The sequence below is a fragment of the Bacteroidales bacterium genome, from assembly GCA_022647615.1.
Lineage (GTDB): Bacteria > Bacteroidota > Bacteroidia > Bacteroidales > UBA932 > Egerieousia.
Map to the genome: position 1 here is coordinate 1388513 of JALCKZ010000001.1, position 13639 is coordinate 1402151.

Consider the following 13639-nt stretch of genomic DNA (forward strand, 5'->3'; position numbering starts at 1 on the left):
TCACATTAAATGCTATAAACATTTGAAATGTAACGCTTTCCCTTGGCGGTGCGGACGGGGCTCGGACCCGTGACCCCATGCGTGACAGGCATGTATTCTAACCAAACTGAACTACCGCACCATTGTTTGGGGTTGCAAATATAGATATTTTTTTTGTTCTACAAAATTGTAAAGAAAGAGAAATGAACATTGCCGTATTTTTTTTCCTTTACAAAGTTTTTGTGTCCTTTAAAGTTGTATCCCGACGGGTGCTCCAATATCAGGTAACCTCCCTTCTTTAAGATTGGGCGCTCGCATCCGTCCTCTGTAAAAGTTTTTGATAAAATTCTGTCGGGAATAGTATCAAGTCCCTGCAGCTTATAGGGCGGATCTGCAAAAATTATATCAAACGCTTTATTGCAAATTTCCACAAAATCAAATACGTTGCAGTGTACGATTTTCACATTGCTTATCCCAAGAGAGGACATTGATTTCTTGATGAATGCGGCATTGGTGCGGTTCATCTCCACGCATACGCTTTCTGCGCCTCCGCGGGAAATAAATTCTGCGCTGATGCTTCCTGTCCCGCCAAATAATTCCAGCATGGAAAGGGTGGATAAATCAAATTCATTATCCAGGATATTAAACAGTCCCTCCTTGGCAAAATCCGTTGTCGGACGCGCCTCAAAATTTTCAGGCGGGTTAATGCTCCTGCCTTTTAATGTTCCGCCTATTATTCTCATTTGTAGTCTATTGTAATTGGCGGACCTCCATCAGATATGACTTGAAAATTGTAAGTTCTTGTTCAGACAGCTCGCCATATATTTGAACGGAAGTTTGTTTTGGATTTATCTGTTTTTGCCTTAGAGCCTCCAATAGAAAATAGAGCGCGGAGGTGGCGCCTGATGTGGCAAAGGAATTTGCCATAATAAGTTTATCTCCCTGTCCGATAGCGATATATGAAGTCTTATAATCTTTGCTGTAATCCAGGATAGCTTTGTTGTAAGCTGTTATTTCATCAAGATTATTTATGTATTTGCTGATGACAGGCAGTGAAGTTTCTTCTGCAATTGAGGGCTCTCCATTTTCATTTAAGTAATTTGCAGAGTAAAGCAGAAGAGCATGGTATTTAGATAGTTGCAAAGAACGCAATTGTTCCGCGTCCGCAACGTCAAATAATTCTGACATTATTTTACGCTGCTGCTCCGCGGAGGTTATCTCCTCCGGTACAAGGGTAAATTTGCTGGAATGAAAATAGTTATTTGCCATTATAAATTGAAAAAAGGCATCCGAAAAAACTCCGGACGCCTTTAATATTGAGTGTTTTAACAATTATTCCCAGTTGCCGGCATTATTGTTAGGAGCATCAACGCTTCCAACCTGAACACCAGGATATCTGTCTGTCTCTGTTCTCTCTGCATTTAGGTTAACAATCAACTGATGATTCATTCCGTTAAGCAATGCATTGAATGGAGCTGAAGCTTCAAACAAAGGAACATCAACACCTGAAACCTTCTTAACAACTGCCTTCATTAATATTTGCTGTCCACCTGAGAACGGTATATATCTCAGAGAATCAGGAACAAAATGATGGTCTTTAAGAAGAGTGTCTTTAACTGCCATAACAACGTTCTCTCTCTTTACAAGGTGACGTGCTACTGCAACAGAGTCATCCATAGAACCAATTTGTTTTACAATAGTAATCTGTCCATTGTTGTAGAAATCTATCAAAGAATCAATGCTTGCGGTAAACTTGCCATGTTTAGATTTGTAAGCTACCTCAAGAGTACGGATGTCCTTAAATCTTTGAATAGCAACAGCTTCTCTGCGAGCTCTTTCTTTTTTAAACTGTATTGGACCTTCGATGCTTTTTACGATTGCAATCGTTAGCACGATGATTACGATTGGGAATACAACCCATGTTAAAACTTTTTTCATATTTTTTAATATAATTATCCTTTTAGTAGAATCATTTTAGCGGCACAAAATTAAGAAAATTCTTCTTCTCTCGCAATATATTTTTAATTTTGCGGCAACAATATTTTGAAATGACAATAAGTGGTATAAAAGCAGAAAAATTTGTGCAGCTCGTTTCCGGAGTTAAGCGCATTCTGCTTGTTGGACACACAAATCCGGACGGAGATTCAATAGGTTCATTATCAGGTACTAAAGCTTTTTTGAGAGAGATGCTGCCGGATACCGCGGTTACTGCTGTAGTCCCGACAGATTTTCCTGATTTTCTGAAGTTTATGGACCCAAGAGGGGAAGTGGTAAATTATATTGACAATCCCAAGCGCGTTACTATGGAGGTAAAGAGCGCTGATGTCATTATATGTTTGGACTTTAATGGGTTAGGAAGGATTGATTTTCTTGGGGAGCTCATTGAAAAATCCTCCGCAAAGAAGATTCTTGTAGACCATCACCCGCAGCCCGATACAATTTTTGATTTATCATTTTCAACTACAGACGTTTCTTCCACATGCGAGCTTGTTTACTGGCTGTTAAAGAAAATTGCCTCAAGAAAGGGTGTTAAAATGAATGCGGAAGCTTGCAACTCTCTGTACGTGGGGATGATGACGGATACAAACAATTTTTCTAATTCTGTTTTTCCGTCAACATTTAAGATGGCAGGAGAACTTATGGAGGCGGGGATAGATAAAGAGGCGCTCCAGTATAAAGTGCTTAGCTGTTTCTCTGAGAACAGGATGAGGCTGATGGGTTTCATGCTTTTGAAAAAGATGAAGATTTTCCCTGAACTTAAGGCGGCGTGCATGATTTTGGACAAAGAGACAAAAGATAAATTTAACTTCAAGGATGGAGACGCGGAGGGTTTTGTGAACCTTCCTCTTAATATCGCAGGCGTGGAAATTTCTGCATTATTTACTGAGTCTGAACATTTTATAAGAGTATCTCTCCGCTCAAAAGGAGATTTTTCCGTCAATAAGCTTGGCAGAAAATTCTATAATGGCGGCGGACATGAGAGAGCTGCCGGCGGCAGACTGTATATACCTGTCGGGAGCATAGAAAAATATTTTAAGGATTCCTTGCGGCACAGCTTTTGATACGCTTTACTCCCGATAGATGAAAAAAATACTCCTTACAGCGGTTGCTATAACACTTGTGATTGTTTCTTGCCAGAAGCAGGATAACGAGAATACTTATGTTTCTCAGGAGCAGAGCATTGACAGCTATGTCACCGGTCTTGTAAGCACAAACGGCTATAAAGTGGTTAGGCTCAATGGCTCCAATAGAGTGATTGTTAAGAGTTCTGCAGCTGCTGATTCTTTGGAGACGGGAGATTCCCTATATTTTCACTACTCCGGATATGTGTTTTCCAGCGGCAAAGGAGACTTGTTTGTGACTAATGATACTGCTGTTGCAAGGGTCAATAATTTTGTGACGGACGGAGCTGCAAAGAAGATAGTGCTTGGAAATGACGGACTTATAAGCGGGCTACATAATGGCTTGCACGGAGTTAAGACAGGCGAGGAGTGCTATATTGTTTTCTCCGGAAAATATGGTTACGGCAATAGTGTAATGTTTAACCTGAGCAAACTTACGCCGCTATTGTTTGACATCACAGTAGACAAAGTGGTAAAAAAATAAAAAATGAATAAATTTGCACCAATGATTAATAGATACAAAGCGGTTTTAATGGTTAACAAATGCAAAGTTGTCCTAATGGTTGCTCTTTGTGCAATGTGTTTTAGCTCGTGCGCAAAAGATGATGATGAGAGCAGCACGTCAATTCAAAAGAGAATTCTGGACTCCTATGTCAAAGTCAATTATCCGAATGCAACAAAGCTTGCAGACGGGCTGACTATTTTGGAGGAGAAAGCCGGAACTGGTACAAAAGCGCTGACCAGCAATATGGTTTGCTACGTACACTATAATACTTATTCTCTGGAAGGTACATGCAAAAGTACAACTGATTCCGTACTTGCAAGACATTTAGGAACTTATGATGCAAGTTTATACTACGGTCCTACATTCTTTGTGATAGGTACGGGGCAAACATCTGTAGGATTGGAAGAATTGTTTAAGAGAATGAAAAAAGGAGGTTACGCAAAAGCAATAATTCCACCATGGTTAACTTCATATTCTACTTCTTATTCTGGTACCACTTCCTCTTCACAAGAGAGTTCTGTGAATGTGATATATGAAGTGAAAATGGGCGACATTATTTCTGATTTGAATGAATTTCAGAAGGATTCCCTAGAGGCTTATTCTAATAAATATTTTGGCGGACTGGATTCTACTGCATACGGTTATTATTTCAAAAATTATACTCATCCAAAGGGTGTTCCTGATGCAGATACTATCACCGCAAACACTAATGTACACGTTTGGTACATAGGACGTTTGCTTGACGGGTATGTGTTTGATACAAACATTGAGGACACAGCAAAGAAATATGGCATATACAGTTCCAGCACAACTTATTCTGCATTGAGCGTAGAGATGCAGGAGAAATATACGGACATGACCTCCAGCACCACAACATCTTCATCCAGCAGCAGCGACGGTTCTGTAGTAGGGGGATTTGCAAGGGCGCTAAAAGGAATGACAGTTCTTGACCACGCTACTACATTCTTCTCATCTGCATACGGTTATGGCTCTACAAGTACAATGAGCAGCGGCAAAGGCGTTCCGGAATATTCAATGTTAAGATTCGATATTTGGATGGCAAATGAAGACGATGACGATTATCCTCCGACAATGAAGAAGTCCACGGCTTCATCTGTTTCATCTTCCTCAGGTGCATCACGTACCGGTTCAACCTCCAAGGGTTCAACTGTTTCCAAAGGTAAAACCTACCAGGTTCCGTTCTTTTTGAAGAAGCAGTAAGCGGTAAGGTCTGCAAGGTTTCATTCTTTTTGGCGGAGCGGTAAGTGGCATTTGCTGCGTTTTAGAAAGGGACACCGCAGGTGTACTCATAGAGGAGTATTGTGTATCAGCGTGTTACAAAAGATTCCAATTTTAAAACAGAGATATCTTGCAACTAGCAGATTATCAGCACTGCCCCAGACTACCCTAAATCAGAGAGTTACGTAATCTTATTCCTATGTGCGCGACTGCAACGGGCATGAGTGTAACGAGTATGACTGCAACAAGCATGAGTGTAACGAGTATGACTGCAACAAGCATGAGTGTAACGAGCAGCATAAAAAAGACTTTTTATCGGCATATGATTATCAGATACTTACAAAAGTTGTACTTTCCTAGGGGTGGCATCTTTTGCACCGTGCTGATTTACAGTGCCGCCTACAACTCTTTTTTTATTAGTAACTTTGCGCAATTAAGATAGAGCAATTAAAGTTTTTTTAGCATGGAAAAATTAGATAACAGGAATATAGTACAATCAGATAATGAGCAATTTGCAAATGCAAATGCAAATGCAAATGCAAGTTTGACTAACAGAACGAAGGAGAATGCGGTGTCTGGCGGAATGCGGGCGAATGCAGCAGTTGACAGCATAAAGGAGAATGCGGTGTCTGGCGGAATGCGGGAGAATGTAGTAGTTGACAGAACAAAGGAGAATGCGGCGTTTGACCATTTGCTGGAGATTATGGATACGCTGCGTGTGAAGTGTCCTTGGGATAGGGTGCAAACCATTGATTCTCTGAGGCCTCAGACTATTGAGGAGACTTATGAGCTGAGCGACTCAATTCTTAAGGGGGATTTGCATGATATGTCTAAGGAGCTGGGGGACTTGCTGTTGCATATTGTTTTTTATGCAAAGATTGGGAAAGAGAAGGGAGCTTTTGATATTTCCGATGTGATTAATCAACTTTGTAACAAGCTTATTTACAGGCATCCGCACGTTTATTCCTCTACAAAAGTTAAGAATGCCGGCGAGGTTGTTCAGAATTGGGAGCAGCTTAAGACTAAGGAGAAGGATGGAAATAAAACTGTGCTAAGTGGTGTGCCTGAGGGACTTCCAAGCGTTATCAAGGCGTATAGGATGCAGGATAAGGCGCGTGCCGTTGGGTTTGACTGGAAGAAGAAGGAGGATGTGTGGGATAAGGTTGCTGAGGAGATGGGCGAGCTCAAAGAGGCGCTGAGCGATTACTCTAATGCTCAGGCACAGGACGGTTCTAAGGCTCAGGCTAAGGGCGTATTTAAAGAGCAGGCAGAGAATGAGTTAGGGGATGTGCTGTTCTCTATTATTAATGCGGCAAGGTTGTATGACTTGAATCCCGACAGTGCACTGGAGAAGACGTGCGCTAAGTTCCGCAGAAGGTTTGGGTATTTGGAGGAGCATACTATCAAGCAGGGTAAGAATTTGAAAGACATGACATTGGAGGAGATGGACAAGTACTGGGATGAGGCAAAGGCCCTTGAGAAAAATCAGATAAATAAATAGACGGATAGACTGGCAGGAAGATAGATAATAGATAATAGATAATAGATAGATAGTAGATAGATAGTAGATAGTAGATAGTAGATAGATAGTTAGGTAGTTAGTTGGTCTGAAGATTTAAAATCAGTGATTTTTATGGAAGATTGGAGAGAAAGAACGGAGTTGCAGATTGGCAAGGAAGGGGTGCAAAAGCTTGAGAATGCGAGTGTTGCAATTATCGGGCTGGGCGGCGTGGGCGCTTTTGCAGCGGAGATGCTGTGCCGGGCTGGTGTGGGTTCTTTTATTCTGGCTGATTCTGATGTTATTGACATTACCAATAAGAATAGGCAGCTGCCAGCTCTGGACAGCACTATCGGGAGAATAAAAACAGAGGTGATTGCAGAGCGGATGAGGGATATTAATAAAGATGTGAAGGTCAAAATCATCTCCACATATATTGAGGAGGATAATTTAAGCGCCAAGCTTAAGTTGCGTCGTAAGGATGTTGCGGCAGAAAGGGGTGAAGCGGCGTGCGGAAACGTTGGAGCAAGTGATGGTGCGGCAGAAGGGGGTAAAGCGGTGTGCGGAAACGTTGGAGCAAGTGAGAGTATGGCAGAAGGGGGTAAAGCGGTGTGCGGAAACGTTGGAGCAAGTGAGAGTATGGCAGAAGGGGGTAAGGTGGTGTGCGGAAACGTTGGGGCAAGTGATGGTGCGGCAGAAAGGGGTAAGGTGGCGTGCGGAAATGTTGGGGCGGGAGAGTGGAATGAGGTTGATTTTGTGGTGGATGCAATTGATACGCTTTCACCAAAGATTGCGCTGATTCAATATTGTTTGCAGAATAAGATCCCGATGGTTTCTTCTATGGGTGCGGGGGCTAAGTATGATGCAACCAAGGTGCGGATTGCGGAGATTGAGAAGTCTTTTAATTGTCCGCTGGCCTATATGCTGCGCAAAAGGCTGCATAAAGTTGGAATACGCAAGGGCTTCAAGGTTGTTTTTTCTGAGGAAATTCCTGATAAAGAGGCTATTATCCCTTGCGAGGGTAAAAATAAAAAGAGCCGTACCGGCACACTTTCTTATATGCCGGCGGTTTTTGGGTGCGTTTGTGCTCAAGCTGCTATTCAACATATTTTGAGCGTTGATGTTTAATTATTAAATTTGCCCGCTTAATAATTAGCACATGTTGCCCGCTTAATAATTAGTACAATGCACGTCACAGTCAAAGAGGTTAACGGTCCGGAAGAGTTAAAAATCTTCTATCAATTTCAGAACAAGCTTTACAGAAAATGCAAGGTTTATGTTCCTACATTGGATAAGGATCAGGAGAATACTTTGTTGCATGATCCTGCGCTAAAGTACTGTACAAGAAAGCTTTGGCTGGCTTACTCAGATGAAGGAAAAGTTGTGGGGAGAATTCAGGGGATTATCAATCCGCGCTACAATGATTTGTATTCTTTAAGAAGAGTCAGATTTGGATGGTTTGATTTTGACCGCGATATGGAGATTGCCAGGGTGCTGCTGGATGCGGTGGAGAAATGGGGTAAAGAGCAGGGAATGAGAGAAATGCACGGTCCTCTTGCGTATAACACGTTGGGAAGACAGGGAATGCTGGTAGAGGGATTTGAGAACATCCCTCCGGTTAATTGCCTTTACAATTTCCCGTATTATCCGGATTATATGGAGAAATTGGGATTTGCCAAAGAGTGTGACTGGGTGCAATATTTGCTGAATGCTCAACAGGGCGCGCCTGTAAAATTGAGGCGGCTCTCCAAGATATTGCTGGAAAGATATCATCTTAAAGTGCTTAATATCAGAAAAGTGAAGAGAGATCCAAAGTTGAAGGAGGATTTGATAAAGAAGTTTTTTGTAATCTATAACGAGTGCTTTAAGAGCGTGCATAATTTTATTCCTCTTACACCGGAGGAGGAGCATGAGACGGGCGAGTTGTATTTCACTCTGATTAGAGAGCATATGACTTGCATTGTAGTGGATAAGAATGATGACATTGCGGCATTTGGCATTTGTACTCCTTCATTCTCAAGGGCTTTCATAAGGGCGAAAGGAAAACTTTTCCCTATTGGATGGTTCTTTATTTTGATGGCTTACATAAGATGCACATCTATTGATTTGATGATGGTGGGCTCCAGTCCCGCATGGAAATCAAAAGGTTTGTCTGCAATTTTCCATGCAAAGCTGGCTGCGTACTTTAAGCACTCTTCCGTTAAGTATGCCGTTACAAATCCGCAGCTGGAGGACAACAATGCTATAAAGGTCTGGGAGAGTTATAAATACGAGCCTTATATGAGAAGGCGCTGCTGGATTAAAGAAATAAAGTAGCTATGAAAAAGCAGCATGAAAAAAGGGCAAAACTAGCATTAGAACAGGACAGCAATCTGTCGGGATTAAAGAAATAAAGTAGAAAATTTGGAGATTAATATATGACTGACACAGAGAACACATTAGTGCAGAAGATTGATGATCTTAAGGTTAAGCTGGATAGTATTCAGACACAGCTTTCAGATCCTGATGTTATGAAGGATATGAAAAAGTACGTGCAGCTGAACAAAGATTATAAGGAACTGCAGCCGATTATTGCGGCGGGAGAAAAGTATAAGAAGATGGTTGCCGATTATGCGGCGGCCAAGGATATTCTTGTAAATGAGAAAGATGAGGAGCTTAAGGAGATGGCAAAGGAAGAAGTTGCCTCTTTGGATGTTGCTCTTCCAAATATGGAGCAGGAGATTAGATTGCTGCTGGTTCCGGCTGATCCTGAGGATGGTAAGAATGCAATTGTGGAAATTCGCGGAGGTACCGGCGGAGATGAGGCGGCAATTTTTGCAGGAGATTTGTTCCGCATGTATTCAAAGTACGTGGAGAAGAAGGGATGGAAACTGGAAGTGACCAGCTCAAGTCCCGGAGCTGCAGGCGGTTACAAGGAGGTTATTTTTACTGTAAGCGGAGATGGAGTGTACGGATTGCTGAAGTATGAGAGCGGAGTGCACAGAGTTCAGAGGGTTCCGCAGACAGAAACTCAAGGACGTTTGCATACGTCGGCGGCATCAGTTGCCGTTCTTCCTGAGGCGGGAGAGTTTGATATTGAGCTGAATGAGAAAGATATAAGAAAAGATATTTTCTGCGCTTCAGGTCCCGGAGGACAAGGAGTTAACACAACATATTCTGCAATTAGACTTACTCATATCCCGACAGGTATTGTAGTACAGTGCCAGGATGAGAGAAACCAGATGAAGAATTATGAGAAGGCTCTTAATGAGTTGAGAACCAGGTTGTACAACATGGAGTATCAGAAATATCTGGATGGTATTTCAGCAAAAAGAAAGACCATGGTTTCTACCGGAGACCGCAGTGCAAAAATCAGAACTTACAACTACCCGCAGAGCCGTGTTACGGATCACAGAATTAACTGGTCTACTCATAATTTACCGGTCTTCATGGATGGTGAAATTCAGGAAGTTATAGATCAGCTTCAGATTGCCGAGAACGCGGAGCGTTTAAAGGAGGCTGAGTAATCTTACGGCTGCACAAGAATACATAACAATTAAGGGAGCAAGGGTTAATAACCTGAAAAACATCTCCTTAAAGATTCCGCGCGGAAAGCTTACGGTAATTACCGGAGTTTCTGGAAGCGGCAAATCTTCTCTTGCATTTGATACTTTATATGCGGAGGGGCAGCGCCGTTTTGCAGAGAGTCTTTCTGCTTTTGCCCGCCAGTTTCTTGGCAGGATGACAAAGCCGGATGTGGATAAAATTGAGGGAATTCCGCCGGCGGTGGCAATTGAGCAGAGAGTTAACACCCGCAATCCGCGCTCTACAGTCGGCACAACCACAGAGATTTACGATTATTTAAGAACATTATACGCAAAGATTGGAAAGACATTTTCTCCAATCAGCGGGGCTGAAGTTAAAAGAGAGAGCGTGGAAGATGTGACGGCTTATATTTCTAAAGTTGCGGAGGGGAGCGCCGTTTATATTCTTACACAACTAAAGTGGGATGTGAAGAAGGAGAGAATGGAGAAGCTGCTCTCTTTGAAACAGGCCGGCTATTCAAGGTTATTTGTTGATGGTGAGGTAGTTAGGATAGACGAAGTTATAAAGGAGATAGAAAAATTTAGCTCCGCGACAGTTTATATTTTAATCTCCCGTTTTATTCATTCTGTTAAAGAGGATGATGTTTCTGAAATCAGAAGTTCTTTGGAGACTGCGTTCGCAGAGGGAAAGGGACATCTGAGTATTGCTTTGCAAATGCCTGAGCAGGAGGATAATGCGAAAAATAAGAAAGAGGTAAAATCTGTCGGGAATAAAAAAATTAAATACAGGGAGTTCTCAAATATTTTTGAGGCGGACGGAATGAAGTTTGAGGAACCTACTGAACTTATGTTCAGTTTTAATAATCCTATTGGCGCTTGTCCGGTGTGCGGCGGGTATGGCAACATGGTTGGAATTGATGAACATCTTGTCATTCCAAATGCTTCATTATCAGTCTATGAAGGGGCTATTGCTCCGTGGAGGGGAAAGATTATGGGGTGGTATTTGGATCAGCTGGTGGAGAATGCCGGGAAGTTTAATTTTCCTATTCACCGTCCTTATGCCCAGCTGACAAAAGAGCAGAAGGATTTGTTGTGGGATGGTAATGAGTACTTTAAGGGCATCAATGATTTTTTCAAGTGGGTTGAAAGCAAGAAATATAAGATACAGTTCAGGTATATGCTTTCCAGATATTCCGGCAAAACTACCTGCAGAGCATGCGGAGGAAGCCGTCTGAAAAAAGAGGTGACGTATGTGAAGGTGGGGGGCAAAACTATTGTAGATCTGCTGGATATGAGCGTCGTTGAGCTGAAGAAATTCTTTGAAAATTTAACGCTTACTCCTTATGAGGAGAAAATTTGCAAGAGGGCAATTGCGGAGATAAATCAGAGACTGGATTACATAATTAATGTCGGACTTGGATATCTCTCTTTGAGCAGACGTTCAAATACTTTGAGCGGCGGCGAGAGTCAGAGAATTAACCTTGTGAGTTCTTTGGGGAGCAGTCTTGTAGGGTCTTTGTATATTTTGGATGAGCCGAGCATAGGTTTGCATCCGCGTGATACGCAGAGGCTTATAAGCGTGATTAAAAAGCTGAGGGACCTGGGCAATACAATAGTGATTGTTGAGCATGATGCGGATATTATTCGTGCGGCTGATGAATTGATTGATATTGGGCCGCTTGCGGGTGTTAATGGTGGCGAGGTTGTTTATCAGGGCCCGCCTCCCGCAAAGGCTGTTGCAGCTGAACCTGGCGAGCGCATGGAGCGCAGCGACTTTAAGCGAGCAGGTTCCAGCGCAACAGCCTCAACAACTCAGCAGGACTTTGGACACTCCTTGACGCTGCAATACCTGTCGGGAACCAAACAAATCCAAATCCGCCAGCACAAACGCAAATGGGTATATTCCATTAATATAGAGGGCGCTATGGAACACAACCTGAAGAATATTAATGTGAAGTTCCCGCTTAAAGCATTCACCGTTGTGACTGGAGTGAGCGGCAGCGGCAAGTCCTCTCTTGTCGGAGATGTCTTGTATCCTGCGCTTTGCAGACATTTTGAGATTGTTGGTCCGCTGCCCGGAGCATACAGAGATTTGACCGGAGATTTGAAAAAATTGGATGGCGTTGAGTACATAGACCAGAATCCTCTTGGCAAGTCTGCCCGTTCTAATCCGGTGACTTACTTGAAGATATATGATGATATAAGAAAAATATTTTCCGAGCAGCCGTATGCAAAAATGAACGGATACGGGCACTCTCATTTTTCATTTAACATAGACGGCGGAAGATGTCCTGTTTGTCTCGGCGACGGATTTATTACAATTCCCATGCAATTTATGGCGGACGTTAGAATGGTGTGCGAGGAGTGCGGAGGAAAGAGATTTAAACCTGATATTCTTGAGGTTAAGTATCATGATAAAAATATCAATGATGTGCTGAATCTTTCAGTTGACCAGGCAATAGAATTTTTTGGAGCTCAAAAGGAGTCTGTGGCTCAGAGAGTTGCGGAAAAACTGAAAGTTCTGCAGGATGTGGGTCTTGGATACATTCAGCTAGGGCAGAGCAGCAGCACGTTGAGCGGCGGTGAGAGTCAGAGAGTTATGCTTGCAAAGTTTTTGAGCAAGGATACTGCCTCAGGTCTTCCTGGCGCCGGAGGAAAATTGTTTATATTTGATGAACCAACTACGGGATTGCATTTTAATGACATTGGCAAACTGCTGCAAGCATTTGATGCACTTGTAGATGCGGGCAATACAATTATTGTGGTTGAGCACAACACAGATGTGATTAAGGCGGCAGACTGGATTATAGATTTAGGTCCCGACAGCGGAGATAAAGGTGGTGAGGTTGTGTTTACCGGAACTCCGGAACAACTTAAGGATGAGCCGCGCTGGAAAGAATATCTAAATTAAACTTTATGAAAAAATACATCTTCACAACCCCTTTGTTAGTAGCTGTTTGCGCATTTTTATTTTGTAATGCGGCAAACGCTCAGAAAAAAATATGCATGAAGGCGGAGAATCCGTCCGATGCAATTGTCTCCATTATGAGTTACAATATTCACAATGGAACCGGGATGGACGGTATCAGGGATTACGGCAGAATTGCTCAGGTTATCAAAGAGATAGATCCGGATGTTGTTGCGCTGCAGGAGGTTGACAGCGTTAATGCCAGAAACGGAAATTTGAACGGAGCTGCGGAGATTGCAAATGCAGCCGGCATGCACTGGACCTTTGGAGCATCCCTTAAAAATTTCAGAGGAGGCGCATACGGTAATGCAATTCTTTCCAAAGAGAAACCATTGTCATATAAAAATATTCCGTTGGAATCACCTAATGATGAGGACCGTGCATTGCTGATTGTGGAGTTTAAGGATTACTATTTTTGCTGTGCTCACTTGAGTCTTAATGATACGGACAGAGATGAGAGTTGTGTCACTATTCTTAATGAGATGAGAAAACTATCAGGCAAAAAATTGATATTCCTGTCGGGAGACTTCAACTCTCTTCCAGGCTCACACTCCGTTGCTCTGCTTATGCAATCTTTTGAAATACTGTCAAATCCGGCTGTCTTCACTTTTCCTTCCGTACAACCTGACCGCACTATTGACTACATCTGTCTCTATAAAAACAAGGCGGGCAAAAATTTGATAAAGAATTTTAAAGAGGGGAAGAACGGTCTTGCAACTTGGGTACAGCCGGAAACGGCCGCCTCTGATCATAGACCGGAAGCAGCCGTTATAATTAAAGGCACCAGTTTTATCCAAAAGTAAA

General features: G+C 42.5%; 12 protein-coding genes and 1 tRNA gene. 9 read left to right on the top strand and 4 right to left on the bottom strand.

From position 1 onward, the window contains the following. Nucleotides 1-43: 43 nt before the first annotated feature. From LKM37_06060 to LKM37_06075, 4 genes are all read right to left on the bottom strand, one after another. Nucleotides 44-121, bottom strand: a tRNA-Asp gene (locus LKM37_06060). Nucleotides 122-158: 37 nt separating this feature from the next. Further along, a complete protein-coding gene (locus LKM37_06065; protein ID MCI1720562.1) occupies nucleotides 159-722 on the bottom strand; it encodes an RsmD family RNA methyltransferase in 564 nt (187 codons plus the stop codon). A gap of 7 nt (nucleotides 723-729) precedes the next feature. Then, nucleotides 730-1248, bottom strand: a complete 519-nt coding sequence (locus tag LKM37_06070; protein ID MCI1720563.1) for a DUF3822 family protein — start codon at nucleotides 1246-1248, stop codon at nucleotides 730-732. Between the two features lie 63 nt (nucleotides 1249-1311). Then, on the bottom strand, nucleotides 1312-1917 hold the full coding sequence (locus LKM37_06075; GenBank protein ID MCI1720564.1) for a hypothetical protein: 606 nt from the start codon (nucleotides 1915-1917) through the stop codon (nucleotides 1312-1314). A 110-nt stretch (nucleotides 1918-2027) separates the two neighbouring features. Between LKM37_06075 and LKM37_06080 the strand changes: the two genes are divergently transcribed. From LKM37_06080 to LKM37_06120, 9 genes are all read left to right on the top strand, one after another. Beyond that, complete coding sequence (locus LKM37_06080; protein ID MCI1720565.1) at nucleotides 2028-3041, top strand: bifunctional oligoribonuclease/PAP phosphatase NrnA; 1014 nt, start codon at nucleotides 2028-2030, stop codon at nucleotides 3039-3041. A 19-nt stretch (nucleotides 3042-3060) separates the two neighbouring features. Beyond that, nucleotides 3061-3585 carry an FKBP-type peptidyl-prolyl cis-trans isomerase gene (locus LKM37_06085; GenBank protein ID MCI1720566.1) on the top strand — a complete coding sequence of 175 codons (525 nt, stop codon included), beginning with the start codon at nucleotides 3061-3063 and terminating at the stop codon, nucleotides 3583-3585. Between the two features lie 3 nt (nucleotides 3586-3588). Then, the gene (locus tag LKM37_06090; GenBank protein MCI1720567.1) at nucleotides 3589-4827 is read left to right on the top strand and encodes an FKBP-type peptidyl-prolyl cis-trans isomerase; all 1239 of its coding nucleotides are present in this window, start codon (nucleotides 3589-3591) and stop codon (nucleotides 4825-4827) included. 655 nt (nucleotides 4828-5482) lie between these two features. Continuing rightward, on the top strand, nucleotides 5483-6346 hold the full coding sequence (mazG, locus tag LKM37_06095) for a nucleoside triphosphate pyrophosphohydrolase (GenBank protein MCI1720568.1): 864 nt from the start codon (nucleotides 5483-5485) through the stop codon (nucleotides 6344-6346). A gap of 132 nt (nucleotides 6347-6478) precedes the next feature. Further along, the gene (locus tag LKM37_06100) at nucleotides 6479-7471 is read left to right on the top strand and encodes a tRNA threonylcarbamoyladenosine dehydratase (protein MCI1720569.1); all 993 of its coding nucleotides are present in this window, start codon (nucleotides 6479-6481) and stop codon (nucleotides 7469-7471) included. 57 nt (nucleotides 7472-7528) lie between these two features. After that, a complete protein-coding gene (locus LKM37_06105; GenBank protein ID MCI1720570.1) occupies nucleotides 7529-8659 on the top strand; it encodes a hypothetical protein in 1131 nt (376 codons plus the stop codon). A 101-nt stretch (nucleotides 8660-8760) separates the two neighbouring features. Continuing rightward, nucleotides 8761-9849, top strand: coding sequence for a peptide chain release factor 1 (gene prfA / locus LKM37_06110; protein MCI1720571.1), 1089 nt, complete (start codon nucleotides 8761-8763; stop codon nucleotides 9847-9849). A 214-nt stretch (nucleotides 9850-10063) separates the two neighbouring features. Continuing rightward, nucleotides 10064-12778 (top strand): excinuclease ABC subunit A, encoded by a 2715-nt coding sequence (locus LKM37_06115; GenBank protein ID MCI1720572.1) that lies wholly within the window; start codon nucleotides 10064-10066, stop codon nucleotides 12776-12778. Nucleotides 12779-12783: 5 nt separating this feature from the next. Continuing rightward, a complete protein-coding gene (locus LKM37_06120) occupies nucleotides 12784-13638 on the top strand; it encodes an endonuclease/exonuclease/phosphatase family protein (protein MCI1720573.1) in 855 nt (284 codons plus the stop codon). Nucleotide 13639: the final 1 nt, after the last annotated feature.

What these genes read in the sequence shown, in the direction of transcription:
- LKM37_06065 (MCI1720562.1), bottom strand. Translation starts at nt 722, where the DNA reads ATGAGAATAATAGGCGGAACATTAAAAGGCAGGAGCATTAACCCGCCT.
- LKM37_06070 (MCI1720563.1), bottom strand. Translation starts at nt 1,248, where the DNA reads ATGGCAAATAACTATTTTCATTCCAGCAAATTTACCCTTGTACCGGAG.
- LKM37_06075 (MCI1720564.1), bottom strand. Translation starts at nt 1,917, where the DNA reads ATGAAAAAAGTTTTAACATGGGTTGTATTCCCAATCGTAATCATCGTG.
- LKM37_06080 (MCI1720565.1), top strand. Translation starts at nt 2,028, where the DNA reads ATGACAATAAGTGGTATAAAAGCAGAAAAATTTGTGCAGCTCGTTTCC.
- LKM37_06085 (MCI1720566.1), top strand. Translation starts at nt 3,061, where the DNA reads ATGAAAAAAATACTCCTTACAGCGGTTGCTATAACACTTGTGATTGTT.
- LKM37_06090 (MCI1720567.1), top strand. Translation starts at nt 3,589, where the DNA reads ATGAATAAATTTGCACCAATGATTAATAGATACAAAGCGGTTTTAATG.
- mazG (MCI1720568.1), top strand. Translation starts at nt 5,483, where the DNA reads ATGCGGGAGAATGTAGTAGTTGACAGAACAAAGGAGAATGCGGCGTTT.
- LKM37_06100 (MCI1720569.1), top strand. Translation starts at nt 6,479, where the DNA reads ATGGAAGATTGGAGAGAAAGAACGGAGTTGCAGATTGGCAAGGAAGGG.
- LKM37_06105 (MCI1720570.1), top strand. Translation starts at nt 7,529, where the DNA reads ATGCACGTCACAGTCAAAGAGGTTAACGGTCCGGAAGAGTTAAAAATC.
- prfA (MCI1720571.1), top strand. Translation starts at nt 8,761, where the DNA reads ATGACTGACACAGAGAACACATTAGTGCAGAAGATTGATGATCTTAAG.
- LKM37_06115 (MCI1720572.1), top strand. Translation starts at nt 10,064, where the DNA reads ATGACAAAGCCGGATGTGGATAAAATTGAGGGAATTCCGCCGGCGGTG.
- LKM37_06120 (MCI1720573.1), top strand. Translation starts at nt 12,784, where the DNA reads ATGAAAAAATACATCTTCACAACCCCTTTGTTAGTAGCTGTTTGCGCA.